We start from the raw sequence: 16,278 nt of genomic DNA on the forward strand, positions 1-16,278 counted from the left end.
GCGACGAGACGATCCCTGACTTCGCTCCGACCCAAAGCGCGCAACCGTTTCGCCGGTGGATCGTTGCCGTGGGACGGGAGATCAGAACCGGATTGCCGGACTCTCCCGCACAAAGGGGCGTTGTTCTTGGTTTTTTCGGTTCGTCACTCCCGCCTGCTCCTGGCCAGCGCCGGGATCGCGTTGATCGCAGGACAGGCGCAAGGCCAGATCCAGACGCCGGGCACCGCCCCGGCGCGGGGTCCCGATGCGCCGCGCGAGACGCCGCCGGCCGCCGATCCGCAGGGCGACGCACCGATCGTCCCCGACGCCGAGTTCGACAAGGCGCTCCCGCCGCTGTCGGGGGACATCAACGCGCCGCTCGAGCCGATGCCCGCCGACACCACGGCACCCGCGACCACGCCGGCTGCCGACGCCGCCGCACAACAGCCGATCACCCCGGGCACGCTGCCCCCGCCGCCGGCGGTCGACTCCGCGCTTGCCCAGCCGCTCGAGCCGCTGTCGACCTTCAACACCGAGCCGCTGCGCTCGGTCGCCGACGTCAAGGACGAGGACGCGCCCGATATCCGTTACACCAACGAGGTGCGCGGGCTCGATCCGCTCGGGCTGACCGACGAATTTAACTCGCTGTCGGCGCTGCGCGAGGGCAAGGGCAAGGCCGACAATGCCACGCAGGTCGCCGCACGCGGGCGCGAGGACGAACAACTCGCGGTGCGGCTGATGAAGTCGCTCGGCTATTATGACGCCTCCGCGATCTCGACGATCGAGACCGTTCCCGGTGCTGGCCAGAAGATCAAGGCGATCGTCAGCGCGACGCCCGGCCAGCAATACAAGCTCGGCACGATCGCGGTGAAGGCCGATCCGACCACGCCGCCCGATCTGGTCCGCCGCGAACTGCCGCTCCGCACCGGCGACCCGATCGAGGCGCTGCGCGTGCAGGGCGCGGAGGCGAACGTCAGCCTGAAATTGCCGCAACAGGGCTATCCGTTCGTCAAGGTCGGCGAGCGCGATATCTTGCTCGACGAACAGACCGCGCGCGGCGACTATACGCTGCCGGTCGACACCGGGCCGCGCTCGTCGTTCGGCGTGCTGCGCACCGAGGGCGAGCCGGTCTTCGACCTCAAGCACCTCAACGTCTTCCCGCGCTTCGATCAGGGCGAGCTGTACGACAATCGCAAGGCCGACGATCTGCGCGAGGCGCTGGTCGCGACCGGTTTGTTCAACGGCGTCGGCGTCCAGCCGGTCCGCACCGGCACGATCCTCCCCGACGGCACCGAGCAGGTCGACCTGATGGTCCGCCAGACCCGCGGGCCCGCCAAGAGCCTGTCGGGCGGCGCGGGCTTCCAGACCGGGCAGGGCGTAACCGTCGAGGGCACGTTCACCAACCGCAACCGCTTCCCGCCCGAGGGTGCGCTGATCCTGGGCGCGATCGCGGGCACGCAGCAGCAGGGGCTATCGGGTACGTTCCGCCGCCAGAACGCCGGCAAGCGCGACCGCACAGTGACTTTCGTCGCGAGCGCGCTGCGCGCCAATTACGACGCTTTCGAGGCGTTCACCGGCACGCTGTCGGGGCGCATCTCCTACGATTCGACCCCGATCTGGCAGAAGAAATTCACCTACGCCTATGGGTTCGAGCTGGTCGGCACGAACGAAAGCGTCTTCGACTTCGCCGAGAACGATCGCGTTCGCCGCACCTATGGCGTGTTGGCGCTGCCGGGGCAGGTGCAGTTCGACACCTCGGACAATCTGCTCAACCCGACGCGCGGCTATCGCCTGAAACTGAGTCTCAGCCCCGAAACCTCCGTGCAGGGTTCGGTGCGGCCTTATGGGCGCAGTCTGGTCGAGGCGACGGCTTATTATCCCGTTTCCGACAGTCTGGTGATCGCCGGCCGCCTCCGTGCGGGTAGCATCTTCGGGATCGCGCGCGACGACATCGCGCCGTCGCGGCGCTATTACGGCGGCGGCGGCGGATCGGTGCGCGGCTATGGTTTCCAGCGGCTTGGGCCGCTCGAGCCCGAAAGCTCGCTGGTGCCGGACGACAAGGATCGCGACGAGGTCAAGGATCTCCGCCCGATCGGCGGACGCAGCCTCAACGAATTCTCGATCGAGGCGCGGTATCGCTTCGGTAATTTCGGGATCGTGCCGTTTATCGACGGCGGCAACACCTATGAGAGCAGCCTGCCGAACGGCAGCGACCTGCGCTTCGGCGCGGGCATCGGCGGCCGCTTCTACACCAACTTCGGCCCGATGCGCGTCGACGTGGCGACGCCGCTCAACCCGCGACCCGGCGATGCCAAGGTCGCGCTCTATATTTCGATCGGGCAGGCGTTCTGATGACTGACGACACGCTGGCGCCGCGCGAGGGCACGATCGTGGTGGAGCGCCGCCCCTTGTGGCTGCGCATCCTCAAGTGGATCGGCATCGCGATCCTCGCCTTGCTGTTACTGCTCGTTGCGATCGTGCTGGGAATCAACACCGATCCGGGCCGCCGCTTCGTCGCCGACCAGATCGGCGGCTACACCACCGCCTCGGGGCTCAACATCAAGGTCGGGCGGATCGACGGCTCGCTCTACGGCCGGATGCGGCTCAGTGACGTGCGCGTCAGCGACCCCAAGGGCGTGTTCCTCACCTCGCCGCGGCTCGATGTCGACTGGCGCCCGTTCGCCTTCGCCAACAACCATGTCGACGTGCGCTCGGTCGCGAGCCAGCTCATCACGCTGCGCCGGAATCCCGAGCTCAAGCCCTCGACCGAGCCGACCGATCCCAACGCACCGCTGCTCCCCGATCTCGATATCGACATCAACCGCCTGCAGGTCGCGCGCTTCGTGATGGAGCCCGCAGTGTCGGGCGCGCGCCACATCGCGCGGTTCGACGGTCAGGCGCATATCGCCGACCGCCGCGCGCAATTGCTGGTCAATGCGGTGACGCTCCGCGCGCCCGGCGTTGCGGGTGGCGATGTCGCGCGCATCAAGATCGACGCGGTGCCCGACGACGACAAGCTCGACGTCGACGTGCGCCTCACCGCCCCGGCGAGCGGGATGGTCGCGCAGTTGGGCGGGCTGAAGGCGCCGCTGACCGCGACCGTCACCGGCCGCGGCAGCTGGGCGTCATGGCAGGGCCGTGCGCTCGCCACGCTCGGCGGCGGGCAGCTCGCCGACCTCGCGCTCACCGCACGCAACGGTCATTTCGAGGTGCGCGGTCCGACGCGCCCCGGCCTCTATCTCGAAGGCCCGGTCGAGCGGCTGACCGCGCCGGCCTTGCAGGTCGCCGCCGACGTCACGCTCGGCGAGCGTAGCGCCGATACACGCGTCAAGCTGACCTCGAACGCGCTGGCGGTAGACGCCGGCGGCATGCTCGATCTCAAGAACAGCCGCTTCGGCAATTTCGCGGTCGATGCCAAATTGCTCACCCCCGGCGCGATCGCCCCCAACGTTCGTGGGCGTGACGTGCTGGCGCGCGTGGTGCTGAACGGCGCGTTCGCGACCCCAACCGTCGACTATAAGGTCCGCGCCACCTCGCTCGGCTTCGGCGAGATGAGCGTCGAGAATCTGTACGCCGAGGGGCTGGCGCGCGTGAACAGCGACCGCATCCTCGTGCCTGTCCATGCGCGCGCGAAGCGGATCGCGGGGCTCAATCCGGCGCTCGGCGGCCTCACCACCAACGCGCGGATCGATGGCGATCTGGCGATCCAGATGCCGAACATCCTGTCGGACAATCTGCGCATCCGCTCCGACACGATCGACGCCACCGCGATCGTCGCCGCCAATATGGAGACCGGCCGCTACACCGGCGGGTTGCAGGGGCGCGTCAACAACTTCCGTGTCGACAGCGTCGGCATCCTCAACATTCAGACCGATGCCAAGCTGGTGCCCGGCGCGCGCGGCGGGTTCGGGATTACCGGGCGCGTCGCGGTGCAGACCAAGCGGTTGTTCAACGAGGGCGCGCGCAACTTCCTCGGCGGCAATGCGGTGCTCAGCACGCGCTTCGGTTACTCGCCCGAGGGCGTCGTTACCTTCGAGAGCCTGAAGATGAACGCGCCGCTGTTCCGCATCACGCGCGGGCAGGGGCGCTTCGATCCGGCGAGCGGTGCGCTGCTGGTCGATGCCGACGCTTACTCCAAGCAATATGGCCCGTTGTTCGCGCGCGTCACCGGCTCGGCGACCGCGCCGGTCGTGCGGCTGCGCGCGCCGCGGCCGGGGGTCGGGATCGGGCTCGCCGATCTCGACGCGCGTGTCGTGGGGCGTGGCGGGTCGTATCAGGTCAACGCGACCGGCGGCACCAATTACGGGCCGTTCAACGCCGACGTGCTGGTCACGCCGGGCAAGCAGCTGGCGGTCGATATCCGCCGCGTGCTGTTCGCGGGCGTCCAGTTCGCGGGGCGCGTCGTCCAGACCGCCGCCGGGCCGTTCGCGGGGCAGGTGCGCTTCAACGGGCAGGGTCTGAACGGCCTCGCGACGCTGGGTGCGCAGGGCAAGTATCAGCGCGCCAGCGTCAATGCGCGCGCGCTCGCGGCGAAGATCCCGGGCGCGGTCGACTTCACGATCGGGCGCGCGCTCATCAACGCCGACGTCGTGCTCTACGACAAGCCGCAGGTCCGCGCCGACGCGCAGATTGCCGACATGCGCTATGGCGCAACGGTGATCGAGGCCGGGCGCGTGCGTGTGAACTACGCCAACGGCTCCGGTACCGCTCAGGCGCTGCTGACCGGTTCGAACAGCGTGCCGTTCCGCCTGGCCGCCAATGCGCAGCTGTCGCCGTCTCAATATCTGGTGGCGCTGCAAGGCGCGGCCAATGGTGTCAACTTCCGCACCGCTTCTCCGGCGCGTATCGTGCCTGACGGCAAGGGTTATCGCCTCGATCCGGCACGTCTCGACTTCGACAAGGGCTCGATGCGGCTGGCGGGCAAGTTCGGCGGCGGCGCAACCTCGGCACAGCTGCGGCTCGACCGGCTCGACCTCGCGCTGCTCAACGCGCTCGTGCCCAATCTCGGGCTCGGCGGGCAAGCGACCGGCAGCGTCGACTATGTCCAGCAGGCGGGTCAGGCGTTCCCGACAGCCGACGCACGCGTCAACATCGCCAACTTCACCCGCTCCAGCCTGACTTCGGTGTCAGAGCCGGTCGACGTGGTCTTCCAGGGCCGGCTGACCAGCGCGGCAGGTGAGGGGCGTGCGCTCATCAAGCGCGGCGGCACCCCGGTCGGCCGGATGGTCGCAACGCTGACGCCGAGCGGCAGCGGCAGCTGGACGACACGCCTGATGCAGGGCCCGTTGGCGGGCGGGATCCGCTACAACGGGCCGTCAGGCGTGCTGTTCAGCCTCGCCGGGCTCGCCGAGCAGCAATTGTCGGGGCCGATCGCGATCGCGGCGGACTTCGGCGGAACGGTGGGCGCGCCGCGCATCAACGGCCTGATCCGCGCCGACAATCTCACCTATACCAACGAGACCTATGGCACGCGCCTGACCAACATGCGGATCGGTGCGCGCTTCAACAACGACCGGCTGGAGCTGTCGCAGCTTCAGGCCAAGGCCGGCGAGGGAACGGTGCAGGCGCAGGGCAACGTCAGCCTCGCGGCGGCGCAGGGCTTCCCGCTCGACGTGCGGGTCGCGCTGCGCAATGCGCGGCTGGCGAAGTCCGACGCGCTCGGCGCGACCGCGACCGGCGATATTCGCATCCAGAACAATGCGAACGGCGGGCTGATCTCGGGCGATATCCTCGTCCCCAACGCACGCTACGAGATCATCCGTCAGGGTGCCGCCGAGGTGCCCGAGCTGACCGGCATCCGTCGCAAGAGCGACGCGCCGCGGCCCGCGCGCCCGACCGATCGCCCGGCCGCCCCGGCGGTGGGGCTGTTCAAGCTCGACCTGCGCGTCCACGCCGACAACCAGCTGTTCGTCTCGGGCATGGGCCTGGAGAGTGAATGGTCGATGGACCTGCGGATCGGCGGGACCAGCGCGGCGCCGACGATCGGTGGCGGACTCGATCTGGTGCGCGGCACCTATTCGTTCGCGGGCAAGCGCTTCGAGGTGTCGCGCGGGCAGGTGCGCTTCCGCGGCGGCGCGGCGCTCACCGATCCGGACATCAACATCCTCGCCACCACCAGCAACGATGGCGTGACGTTCAACATCAACATCACCGGCACTGGACAGCGCCCGCAGATCGCCTTCACCTCCACCCCGTCACTGCCGCAGGACGAGGTGCTCAGCCGGCTGCTGTTCGGGACCAATCCGGAGAATCTGTCGGCGACCGAGGCGCTGCAACTGGCGTCGGCGCTCAACTCGCTGCGCGGGTCGGGCGGCGGGCTCAACCCGCTCGGCAAGCTGCGTTCGGCGACCGGGTTCGACCGGCTGCGCATCCTCGGCGCGGACGAGGCGAGCGGGCGCGGCTCGGCGCTGGCGGCGGGCAAGTACCTGACGAACGATATCTATATCGAGATCGTCACCGACGCGCGCGGCTTCACCGCCACCCAGCTGACGATCGCGCTGACCAAGTCGATCAGCATCCTGTCGCAAGCCGGGTCGTTCGGCGGGTCGAACGTCCAGCTCCGCTACTCGCGCGACTGGTAGAGGCAGCTCCCTATCTTGACGGCGCCCCGAACTGGATCCGGGGCGCTGCTTCCTTTTACGACACGCGTGAAAAGCGGGATCTCGGATCAAGTCCGGAATGACGAAGAAGCGCAGGGCAGCTTCAACTCGACGACGTCGATCGGCCGCGACAGGCAGAAGGCGATCAGCTGAAGATAAAGGATATGTGCAGGGAGCACTTCGACGGCCGCGGATCGCTGGCCGGATCACCCACATTCGCGCGGGCAGGCCGCGCCACGCTTCATCGCTGGTTCGGCGGTCCAGCCACAGGCCGGACCGCCGCTGGAATTACCAGGGCTTGACGACGATACCGACGGCAAGCGCGACGATGAAAGCGATCATGGGTCTCTCTCCCTTATGTGACCCCCCGAAGGGTGACTTCTTCTTAATGGAACGTTAGGCAGGGCTCAATGGCGTTAACCCTTTATTCACCATCGATCGTGACGACTTAAGTCATTCTTCAAGAGTGAGTTCTACCAACGGCAAGGACATGGCCAGCCTGTACCATCTTGCTCCGCTGACGCCGCGCGACGACAGCACCGTGCCGATGGCGCGGCAGCAAGGGCGCGTGCTGGCAAAAGTCACCAACTACAACGCTTTACGCCGCGATATCGGGGTAAAGGCGATCGGTCGGGTGATGCAGGATATGGCGGCGCGCCTGCGCGTGGCGATGCCGGACGCGGAGGTCGAACCGGTCGGCCGCGACGTGATCGAGGTGGCCTTCTCTATCGCCGAGCCGGCGGCGTTGGCGCAGATCGTGGTGAAATGTCGCGCGATCTGCGGTGTCCCGATTCAGGTCGACCGAATTTCCTGCTTACCCAAAATGGCGATCGCCGGTGCCTGCGCGCCCGCCGATGGCGACTCGACCCTCCTGATCGAACGCGCCGAGGCTGCGCTGACCGACGCGGAAGCCGCCGCCGCCCCGCGCACGCGGCCGGCCGGTGCGGTCGAGGAGACGGTCGTCGCCGAGGTCGATCGCGCGCTCGATCGCGGCGAGATGGTGCTTCATTACCAGCCGAAGGTGCATATTCGTCGCCAGGCGATCGATTGCGTCGAGGCACTGGTGCGCTGGCAGCATCCGCAGCGCGGATTGGTGCTCCCGGGCCACTTCATCCCCGCCACCGAACGGGCGCAGCGGATGGAACGGCTGACGCTGTGGACGATCGCGCAATCGATCGTCGACCAGCGCGCGCTGCGGACGCAGGGCCATGACGTGCGGATTTTCATCAACATCTCGGGCCATCTGCTCGCCGATGCCGAGTTCGTGCGGCTCGCCTGCGCCTGCATCGCGGCCGCGCCCGACGCGCGGCTAGGCTTCGAGGTGACCGAAACCTCGGTGATCCGCGATCCCGATGCCGCGATCACGCATCTTCGCGAATTCGACCGCATCGGGGTGCGCATCTCGATCGACGATTATGGCGCGGGCCTGTCGAGCCTCGCCTATCTCAAGCAGCTTCCGGCATGCGAGCTGAAGATCGACAAACTGTTCATCACCCAGCTCACCAGCTCGAACCGCGATCCGTTGATCGTGCGCTCCACGATCGATCTCGCCCATGCGCTCGACATGGAGGTCGTCGCGGAAGGAGTGGAGACGCAGGCGGCGCTGGCGCTGCTGTCGGTGATGGGCTGCGACATGGCGCAAGGCTATTTCATCAGCCCGGCGCTCGCACTGACGCCGCTTGCCGCGTTCCTCGCCGCCGAGCAGCACCGTCAGGCGACGCAGGACGTGCGCGGCTCGTTCACGCGCCGCGCCGCCGGGTGGAAACGCGGATGATCGCGGCGGCGCGGATCGTGCTCGGCGCCATCCTCGCCTCGCTGCTGATCGCGGTCGTACCGGCGCGGGCCGCGCCGGTCGACTTCGGCGCGATCGAACGGCACATGGTCAGCGATCCTGAATCCGCGCTCGCGATGGCACAGGCCACCCGCGCGCGCTTGGCACCCGCGGCGCTGGGAAGCGCGGACGGCGCGACATTGCTGTGGCTGGCGGGCGAGGCGCAGGTGCGGCTCGGCGATCCGCGGGCCGGGCTACAGACGCTGGCGCAGGCGCGCGGCATCGCCGCGCGCCTGCCGGACGCCACCCGGCTGCTTGCCGACATCACCTTGTCGCAAGGCGGCGCGCTCACCGATGCCGGTCGGATCGCGGAGGCCTTGTCGAGCCTGCAACGTGCGCATCACATGTTCGTCGCGCTGCACGATCGTCGCAGTCAGGCGCGCGCGCTGATCCTTATTGCGCTGCTCTATACCAGCGCGCAGGACCATGTGACCGCGCTTCGCTATTTCGATCAACTCGAAGACAGCTATCCCAACGATCCCGGGCTCGCGGTGGCGGTCGAAAGCGGCCGGGGCAATTCCTTGCTATCGCTCGGGCGTTATGACGAGGCGCAGCAGGAGTTTCGCGAGGAACTGGCCGCCGCCCGCCGCCTGCGCAGCCTGCCGGTGATGGCGCAATCGCTGGGCGACCTGTCGCTCGCGCAATTGCGCGGCGGCGACGTCGCGGGTGCGGCGCGCAGCGTTCAGTCCGCGCTGGCGGTCGCGCGTCGCCCCGATGCGGCGGCGATCCGGCCGCAGTTGCTGGCCGCGGCGGCGGACGTTGCGCTGCACGCCGGCGATCGTGTCAGAGCGCGCCATCTGGTCGAGCAACGCTTCGCGGGCGTCGACCTGACGCACACGATCCTTGCCGATCGGCACGCGCATGACGTCGCCTATCGCACCTTCGTCGACAACGGCGATCCCGCCGCGGCATTGCCGCATCTCGTCGCCGTCCAGCGGCTCGATGCGCAGGCGACTGACATCGCTCGTTCGACCAGCGCGGCACTGGCGGCGGCACGCTTCGACTATGCCAATCAGGAGCTGCGGATCACGCGGCTGAAAGCGGCGGACTTGGCCCGGACGATCGCGTTCCAGCGCGCCACGGCCCGGTCACAGCGGCTGATCCTGTACGGCGTGGTCGGCGCGACATTGCTGATCATCGCGCTGCTCGTCATCGGGCTGGCGATGATCGGGCGGAGCCGCAACCGCGAACGCGCCGCCAATCGCGATCTGGCGGCAAGCAATGCGCAACTGGAAAAGCTGTCGCTCGCCAAGACCGAGTTCCTAGCCACGACCAGTCACGAAATTCGGACGCCGCTGAACGGTGTTCTGGGCATGACGCAGGTGATGATCGCCGACAAGACGCTCGACCCGCAGGTGCGCGAGCGGCTGAACGTCGTGCATGCCGCCGGACAGACGATGCGGACGCTGGTCGACGACATCCTCGACATGGCCAAGATCGAAACCGGGCGACTGACGCTGGAGGTCGCACCGTTCGATCTGCATGCCACGATCGATGCCGCCGCGCGGCTGTGGCGCGACCCGGCGGTCGCCAAGGGCCTGCGCTTCGAGGTCGATATCGCGCACGCGCCGCACTGGATCGTCGGCGATGCCGCGCGGCTGCGGCAGATCGTCTTCAACCTGCTGTCTAACGCGGTTAAATTCACCGAAGCCGGGGTCGTTTCGCTGCGTGTCGCGGGGGGGCAGGGGCGGCTGACGATCGCGGTCACCGATCACGGCATCGGCATGGATGGCGCGACGCAACGGATCATCTTCGAATCTTTCCGTCAGGCCGATGCCAGCACCACGCGTCGCTTTGGCGGCACCGGGCTGGGTTTGTCGATCTGTCGCAATCTGGCGCGCGCAATGGGAGGCGACGTGACGGTCGACAGCCGGTTGGGCGAGGGATCGCGCTTCACGGTCGATGTGCCGTTGGTGCTCGCCGAAGCGCCGACCAGTGCCGTCGAGCAGGGCGGCCTGTTGATCGTCGAGCGGCAACCGATCACGCGCGCCATGCTGCGCGCGCTGTTCGTGACGGAGCGTATTGTCTTCTGCGACGCGGACGAGGCGATCGCGCGGATCGACGAGATGCGGCCGGATGGCGTGCTGCTCGATGCAGGTACCTATGGCGAGGCCGCCGCGGATCTCGTCGCTTTGGTGGAGGCGGCGCACGGCGCGCCGGTCGCCTTGCTCTGCCCAAAGCTGGACGAGAGCAAGCGCCACGCCATGTACGCGACGGGTATCACAAATGTTATCGAAAAGCCTGTTTCCAAACAGGCGTTGGTCGACGCAATAGGTGCCATGCTCAGGCGCTCCGTTCGGGACGCTGCGTAACGGGCAGGTGGCGTTGTGCAGGAAGGGCGGAACATGGCAGCGATGACGGTGCTGTTCATCGAGGATGACCGGATGAACCGCCGTGTCGTGCGCGACATGCTGGACGTCGCCGATGTCGAGATGGTCGAGGCCGAGAGCGCCGAAATCGGGCTGGAACTGATCGACACGCATGATTTCGCGATTGCATTGATCGACCTGCGGATGCCCGGCATGGACGGGCTTACCGCGATCGGCCACATCCGCGCGCGCACCGATGCCAAGGCGCGGCTGCCGATCATCGTCGTCACCGCCGACACCGCGGTCGACCTGCGCCAGCGCTGCGTCGCGGCGGGTGCGAACGACGTGATCTTCAAGCCGGTGGCGATGGACGAATTGTTCGACGCGATGGGCCGCCTGCTCGCCGAGGATGGCGACGCCGCGCTGATCTGAGCGCGTTATTACCCCTGCGGCCGCAGCGCAGCCGCCAATGACGCCCCTGCGCTGCCGCGCCGCGCCGGCTGGGGCTGGTCGGGAGAGGGCGACCACGCGGTCAGGAAGATCAGGTCGAACCGCTCCGCCGTCCGGCCGTCCGGGTCCGCGCGCGCGGCGAAGGCCGCTGCTGCGCGCGCCAGCACGTCGCGGCGCAGCGGATGCCGCGTGGCGAGCACGTTGCTGCCCGCCATCCCGCGCAGATCGTCGAGCAACCGCCCGAACGCGCCATAGCGCACCGTCAGCGTCTCGCTATCGGCGACCGGCAGCGTCAACCCCGCGCGCACCAGCAGATCCCCCGCCGAGCGCAGATCGACCTGTGGATGAAGCCGCGCTACCGGGCGCTCGCCCTCCGCCTCGCGCAGCACTGCGCGCAACGTCGACAGGCTGTTTCCGCCGACGAACGCGCCGAGGAACAGCCCGTCCGGGCGCAGCGTCCGCCGGATCAGGGTCAGCGCGCCGGGCAGGTCGCCGACGCTGTCGAGCGTCCCTGCCGCGACCACCAGATCGAACGCGCCGTCCGCGAACGGCAGCCGGTCTTCGTCGCCCTGCACCCCGCCCGCCGCGCGCGCGAAGGCAAAGCCCGGATCGAACCGCGCGACCCTTGCCCCCGCGGGCGGCGGGAACGATCCATCGAAACAGCCGAGATCGAGGACGTCGGTGAAGTCGCGCTTCACCGCACCCAGCCGGTCGACGATCCCCTCGATCATCGCGGCGCGCAGGAAATCGTGGTCGGCATAGCCGATGGCGGCACGGTCGCGGCGGAGGCGGCGCGCGGCGCGGTCGAAGATGTCGGGGGAGGCCATGATGCGCGTGGCTTGTGCCCGTTCGCGGCCCGCGCCACAAGGTCGGGCGTGCCGCCCCGCCTGCTCCCGCCCGGCCTGCTCGACCTCGTGCTTCCGCCGCGCTGCGCGGGGTGCGGCGCCACCGTTGCGGGGCAGGGGCGTTTTTGTGCCTCCTGCTGGTCGAGCCTGCGCTTCCTCGGTCCGCCGTGGTGCGCGGGTTGCAACCTTCCGTTTGCGTTCGATCGCGGCGAGGGGGCGATGTGCGCCGCCTGTCTCGCCGACCCGCCCGGCCATGCCGGCGTTCGCGCGGCGGTCGCTTATGGCGCGGTGGCGCGCACCGTCGCGCTGCGGCTCAAATATGGCGCGCGCCCCTTCTATGCCGCGACGATGGCCGCATTGATGCTGCGCCATTTGCCAACGGATGCGACGCGGCTGATCCCGGTGCCGCTGCATCGCCGCCGCTTGTGGTCCCGCGGGTACAATCAGGCGGCGCTGATCGCGACGGCGCTGGGCAAGCGCGCTGACCTGCCCGTCGACCTGCATGCGCTGCAACGCCACCGAGCGACCCCGCCGCTCCGCGATCGCTCCGCGCGCGAGCGGCGTGCGACCGTGGCGGGCGCGTTCCGCCTGACCGAACGTGGTCGGGACGCCGTCAGGGGCGCTTCGCTGGTGCTGGTCGACGACGTCTACACCAGCGGCGCGACGGCCGAGGCGTGCGTCAAGGTGCTGCGCGCCGGTGGCGCGGCGTCGGTGACGATCCTCGCCTGGGCGCGGGTGATCGAGGGCGCAAGCGATTGACAGCGCGGGTCGTCGCCCACACCTAGGGGTGATGGCAAAGGTCGAGATCTACACCAAGGCATTCTGTCCCTATTGCGCGCGCGCAATGAACCTGCTGGCATCGAAGGATGTCGCGGTGGAAGAGACGGATATCGGCATGAACACCGCCAGGCGTGGCGAAATGATCGAGCGCGCCGGCGGTCGCACCACCGTTCCGCAGATCTTCATCGACGGCACGCATGTCGGCGGCTCGGATGATCTTGCCGCGCTGGAACGCGCGGGCAAGCTCGATGCGCTGCTCGGCCGCTGACGATGCGATGATCGTGTTCGACCTGCGGTGCGCGCGCGACGGTCACGTGTTCGAGGCATGGTTCGCCTCGTCCGCCGCCTATGACGACCAGCGCACGCGTGGATTGCTGGAATGCCCGTCATGTGGCGCGGCGGACGTCGAAAAGGCAGTCATGGCGCCCAACGTCGCGCCCAAGGGCAATCGCAGCGTTGCGCCCGCCGAGGCCAAGGCTTTGCTCGCGAAGGTCGCCGAGGCACAGCGCCGGGCGCTAGCCGGATCGCGCTGGGTCGGGAGCGATTTCGCCGCCGAGGCGCGCGCGATGCACGTGGGCGACAAGCCCGACGCGCCGATCCACGGCCAGGCGAGCCTCGCCGAAGCGAAGCAGTTGGTGGACGAAGGCGTGCCAATCGCCCCGCTGCCGCTGCCGGTCACGCCGCCGGAAACGGTGAACTGAGTAACGCCGGGACAGGCTCAAGCAGCGCCCGTTCGTGCTGAGCTTTGTCGAAGCAGGTGGCGGGTACACGCCCTTCGACAAGCTCAGGGCGAATGGCACATGTTGGCTTGGCACGGGTCAGGAAGGCGCAAGTGGGCTGACGCCGTCACCCGGCGTTCGTTTCTGCCGTCAAATTGTCATTCCCGCGAAGGCGGGAATCCAGAACCTCTGACGGTGCGACCCTTGCGAGAACCTGCGCGTCTGGGTTCCCGCCTTCGCGGGAATGACGGAAGTGGGATCAGTTCTCCGCCGTCATCGGTTCGTGCAGCAACAAGGCGCCGTCCTCCGCAATCTCGACCGACAGCGCGCGATAGTCCTCGACGCTGCCGTACGCGGTTTCCAGCGGCTGGTGATGCGTCGCGGTGATGACCATCACGTCCGCGCCCGCCGCTTCGCCCGCAGCGATCCCGGCCCGCGCATCTTCCCACACCAGACAGTCGTTTGCCGCCACGCCCAGTCGTTCGGCGGCGAGAAGGAAGCAATCCGGCGCGGGCTTGCCCCTCTCGATATCGTCGGCCGTCACCATCACCTTCGGAGCCGCCAGCCCGGCGGCACGCAACCGCACCTCCGCCAGCGAGCGCGGCGCGGAGGTTACGATCGCCCAGCGATCCGCGGGTAGCGCGCGCGTGAACGCCGCCGCGCCCGCGATCTCGACCACATCGGCAACATCGTCGATCTCGGCCTGCAACAATGCCTCGAACTCCGCTTGCGGGTCGACGCCGGGTGGTGCGAAGCGGCGGATTGTCTCGATTGCGCGGACCCCGTGCATCACCGCCATCAGCGCGTCGACGTCAATCGCATGCTTCTCCGCCCATGCCGTCCATGCACGAATGGCGGACGGGATGCTGTTGATCAGCGTCCCGTCCATGTCGAACAGGAAGGCGGCGTAGCGGCGCGTCACGCGCGATTCGCCGCCGAGAGCACCGCGCGGACGCTGGCGGTCGCGATGTCGCTGTCGATCCCGACCCCCCACACGGTGCGGCCGTCGCCTGTGCGGCATTCGAGATAGGCAACCGCTTGCGCACCCGCGCCGTGGCCGATCGCATGTTCGCTATAATCGACGACGTCCAGATCGGGTCCGGTGCTGTCGGCAAGCGCCGCGATCACCCCCGAGATCAAGCCATTGCCGCGCCCGGACAGCGAGCGTTCCTCGCCGTCGATCGCCACGCGCCCGACGAATACGCGCTCACCGGTCGCGCCTGTCTCCTCATAGTCACGCAGCACGAAGCGGTCGCCGCTGCCCGGCAGATACGTCTGTTCGAACGCGCCCCAGATGTCGGCGGCGTTCAGCTCGCGGCTGCTTTCGTCGGCGAGCGCCTGAACGTGGCGGCTGAAATCGGCCTGCATCCTTTTGGGGAGCTTCAACCCCTTGTCCTGCTCCAGCACCCAGGCGACCCCGCCCTTGCCGCTCTGCGAATTGACGCGGATCACCGCCTCGTAGCTGCGACCCAGATCGGCCGGGTCGATCGGCAAATACGGCACTTCCCACAAAGTGTCGTTGCGCGCCGCCTGCGCCGCGAAACCCTTCTTGATCGCGTCCTGATGGCTGCCCGAAAAGGCGGTGAACACCAGATCGCCGGCGTAAGGCGTGCGCGGATGCACCGGGATGTTCGTCGCATATTCGACCGTCTTCACGATCTCGTCGATGTTCGACAGGTCGAGCTGCGGGTCGGTGCCTTGCGTGTACATGTTGAGCGCGACGGTCACGAGATCGCAATTGCCGGTTCGCTCGCCATTGCCGAGCAGGCAGCCCTCGACACGGTCCGCACCCGCCATCAGCCCAAGCTCGGCGGCGGCGACCCCGGTGCCGCGATCGTTGTGCGTGTGGAGCGAGATCACCACCGCCTCGCGGTTGGGGATATTGCGCCCGAACCATTCGATCTGGTCGGCATAGACGTTCGGCGTCGCGCACTCGACGGTCGCGGGCAGGTTGAGGATGATCGGCGCGTCGGCGGTCGGGCGCAGCACCTCCATCACCGCCGCGCAGACCTCGACCGAGAAATCCAGCTCGGCGGTGGAGAAGGTTTCGGGAGAATATTCGAACTGCCAGCGCGTGTCCGGCCGCTTCGCCGCCTCGTCACGCAGCACCTTCGCGCCCTCGACTGCGATGTTCTTCACCTCGTCGCGCGTCATCCCGAACACGATCTTGCGCCACGCCGGGCTGACCGCATTGTAGACGTGGACGATCGCGGTCCTCGCGCCCTCCAAACTCTCGAAGCTGCGCTCGATCAGGTCGCGGCGCGATTGCGTCAACACCTGGATCGAGACGTCGTCGGGCACGCGACCGTCGCGCACCAGCCCGCTGATGAAGTCGAACTCGGTCGCGCCGGCGCTGGGGAAGCCGACCTCGATCTCCTTCAATCCCACCTTCACCAGCAGGTCGAAGAAACGCGTCTTCTTCTCGGCATCCATAGGGTCGATCAACGCCTGATTGCCGTCGCGCAAATCGGTCGACAACCAGCGCGGCGCGCGCGTGATCGTGTTCGACGGCCAGCGCCGGTCGGGCAGGTCGACGGTCGGGAAGGGGCGGTATTTGACGGAAGGATCGCGCAACATCACGGGGCTCTCTTATGCAGGAGCGTCGGGGAAAGGTCGGATCAGCCCTTAGGCGCGTCGCGCGTGCGATGCACGCGTCGGCAGGTTCGCGCCTAAGGGCGCGTAAGTCGCAGAAGAAGGGCCGGGCCACGCGTCATTGGGGCCGTGCCTACCCCGCGAGACCGGCCACTGTCCAGTGCCGCGATTTTA

The 16,278-nt window shown here is 68.2% G+C and carries 11 protein-coding genes; 8 read left to right on the forward strand and 3 right to left on the reverse strand.

What is annotated here, in order from left to right; genetic code table 11:
• Positions 1-126 precede the first annotated feature (126 nt).
• From SPHPH_RS0102590 to SPHPH_RS0102615, 5 genes are all read left to right on the forward strand, one after another.
• A complete protein-coding gene (locus SPHPH_RS0102590) occupies positions 127-2,331 on the forward strand; it encodes an autotransporter assembly complex protein TamA (protein WP_028965292.1) in 2,205 nt (734 codons plus the stop codon).
• Positions 2,331-6,560, forward strand: a complete 4,230-nt coding sequence (locus SPHPH_RS0102595; protein ID WP_028965293.1) for a translocation/assembly module TamB domain-containing protein — start codon at positions 2,331-2,333, stop codon at positions 6,558-6,560. Before SPHPH_RS0102590 ends, SPHPH_RS0102595 begins: the two co-directional genes overlap by 1 nt.
• A gap of 484 nt (positions 6,561-7,044) precedes the next feature.
• Entirely contained in the window at positions 7,045-8,352 is a 1,308-nt protein-coding gene (locus SPHPH_RS0102605; protein ID WP_238302823.1) for an EAL domain-containing protein, read from the forward strand.
• Positions 8,349-10,721, forward strand: coding sequence for an ATP-binding protein (locus SPHPH_RS18715; protein WP_051272797.1), 2,373 nt, complete (start codon positions 8,349-8,351; stop codon positions 10,719-10,721). Before SPHPH_RS0102605 ends, SPHPH_RS18715 begins: the two co-directional genes overlap by 4 nt.
• Positions 10,722-10,763: 42 nt before the next feature.
• Positions 10,764-11,150: a response regulator gene (locus tag SPHPH_RS0102615; RefSeq protein WP_028965295.1), complete on the forward strand. Its 387-nt coding sequence runs from the start codon at positions 10,764-10,766 to the stop codon at positions 11,148-11,150.
• Between the two features lie 8 nt (positions 11,151-11,158).
• On the opposite strand, the gene SPHPH_RS0102620 is transcribed toward SPHPH_RS0102615, so the two are convergent.
• Positions 11,159-11,995 (reverse strand): class I SAM-dependent methyltransferase, encoded by an 837-nt coding sequence (locus SPHPH_RS0102620; RefSeq protein ID WP_028965296.1) that lies wholly within the window; start codon positions 11,993-11,995, stop codon positions 11,159-11,161.
• A gap of 48 nt (positions 11,996-12,043) precedes the next feature.
• Here SPHPH_RS0102620 and SPHPH_RS0102625 point away from each other — a divergent pair, with 48 nt between their 5' ends.
• Genes SPHPH_RS0102625 through SPHPH_RS18720 form a run of 3 tightly spaced genes read left to right on the forward strand, consistent with a single transcriptional unit; the run spans position 12,044 to position 13,494 of the window.
• The gene (locus SPHPH_RS0102625) at positions 12,044-12,772 is read left to right on the forward strand and encodes a ComF family protein (protein ID WP_037487935.1); all 729 of its coding nucleotides are present in this window, start codon (positions 12,044-12,046) and stop codon (positions 12,770-12,772) included.
• 31 nt (positions 12,773-12,803) lie between these two features.
• Positions 12,804-13,061 carry a glutaredoxin 3 gene (grxC, locus tag SPHPH_RS0102630; protein ID WP_028965298.1) on the forward strand — a complete coding sequence of 86 codons (258 nt, stop codon included), beginning with the start codon at positions 12,804-12,806 and terminating at the stop codon, positions 13,059-13,061.
• Between the two features lie 7 nt (positions 13,062-13,068).
• Positions 13,069-13,494 carry a DUF1178 family protein gene (locus SPHPH_RS18720; protein ID WP_037489011.1) on the forward strand — a complete coding sequence of 142 codons (426 nt, stop codon included), beginning with the start codon at positions 13,069-13,071 and terminating at the stop codon, positions 13,492-13,494.
• Positions 13,495-13,771: 277 nt separating this feature from the next.
• On the opposite strand, the gene SPHPH_RS0102640 is transcribed toward SPHPH_RS18720, so the two are convergent.
• Both SPHPH_RS0102640 and leuA read right to left on the reverse strand, forming a co-directional pair.
• On the reverse strand, positions 13,772-14,434 hold the full coding sequence (locus SPHPH_RS0102640; protein WP_028965299.1) for an HAD-IA family hydrolase: 663 nt from the start codon (positions 14,432-14,434) through the stop codon (positions 13,772-13,774).
• Complete coding sequence (gene leuA / locus SPHPH_RS0102645) at positions 14,431-16,089, reverse strand: 2-isopropylmalate synthase (RefSeq protein ID WP_028965300.1); 1,659 nt, start codon at positions 16,087-16,089, stop codon at positions 14,431-14,433. Before leuA ends, SPHPH_RS0102640 begins: the two co-directional genes overlap by 4 nt.
• Positions 16,090-16,278: the final 189 nt, after the last annotated feature.

It is taken from the genome of Sphingomonas phyllosphaerae FA2, from assembly GCF_000427645.1.
Lineage (GTDB): Bacteria > Pseudomonadota > Alphaproteobacteria > Sphingomonadales > Sphingomonadaceae > Sphingomonas > Sphingomonas phyllosphaerae.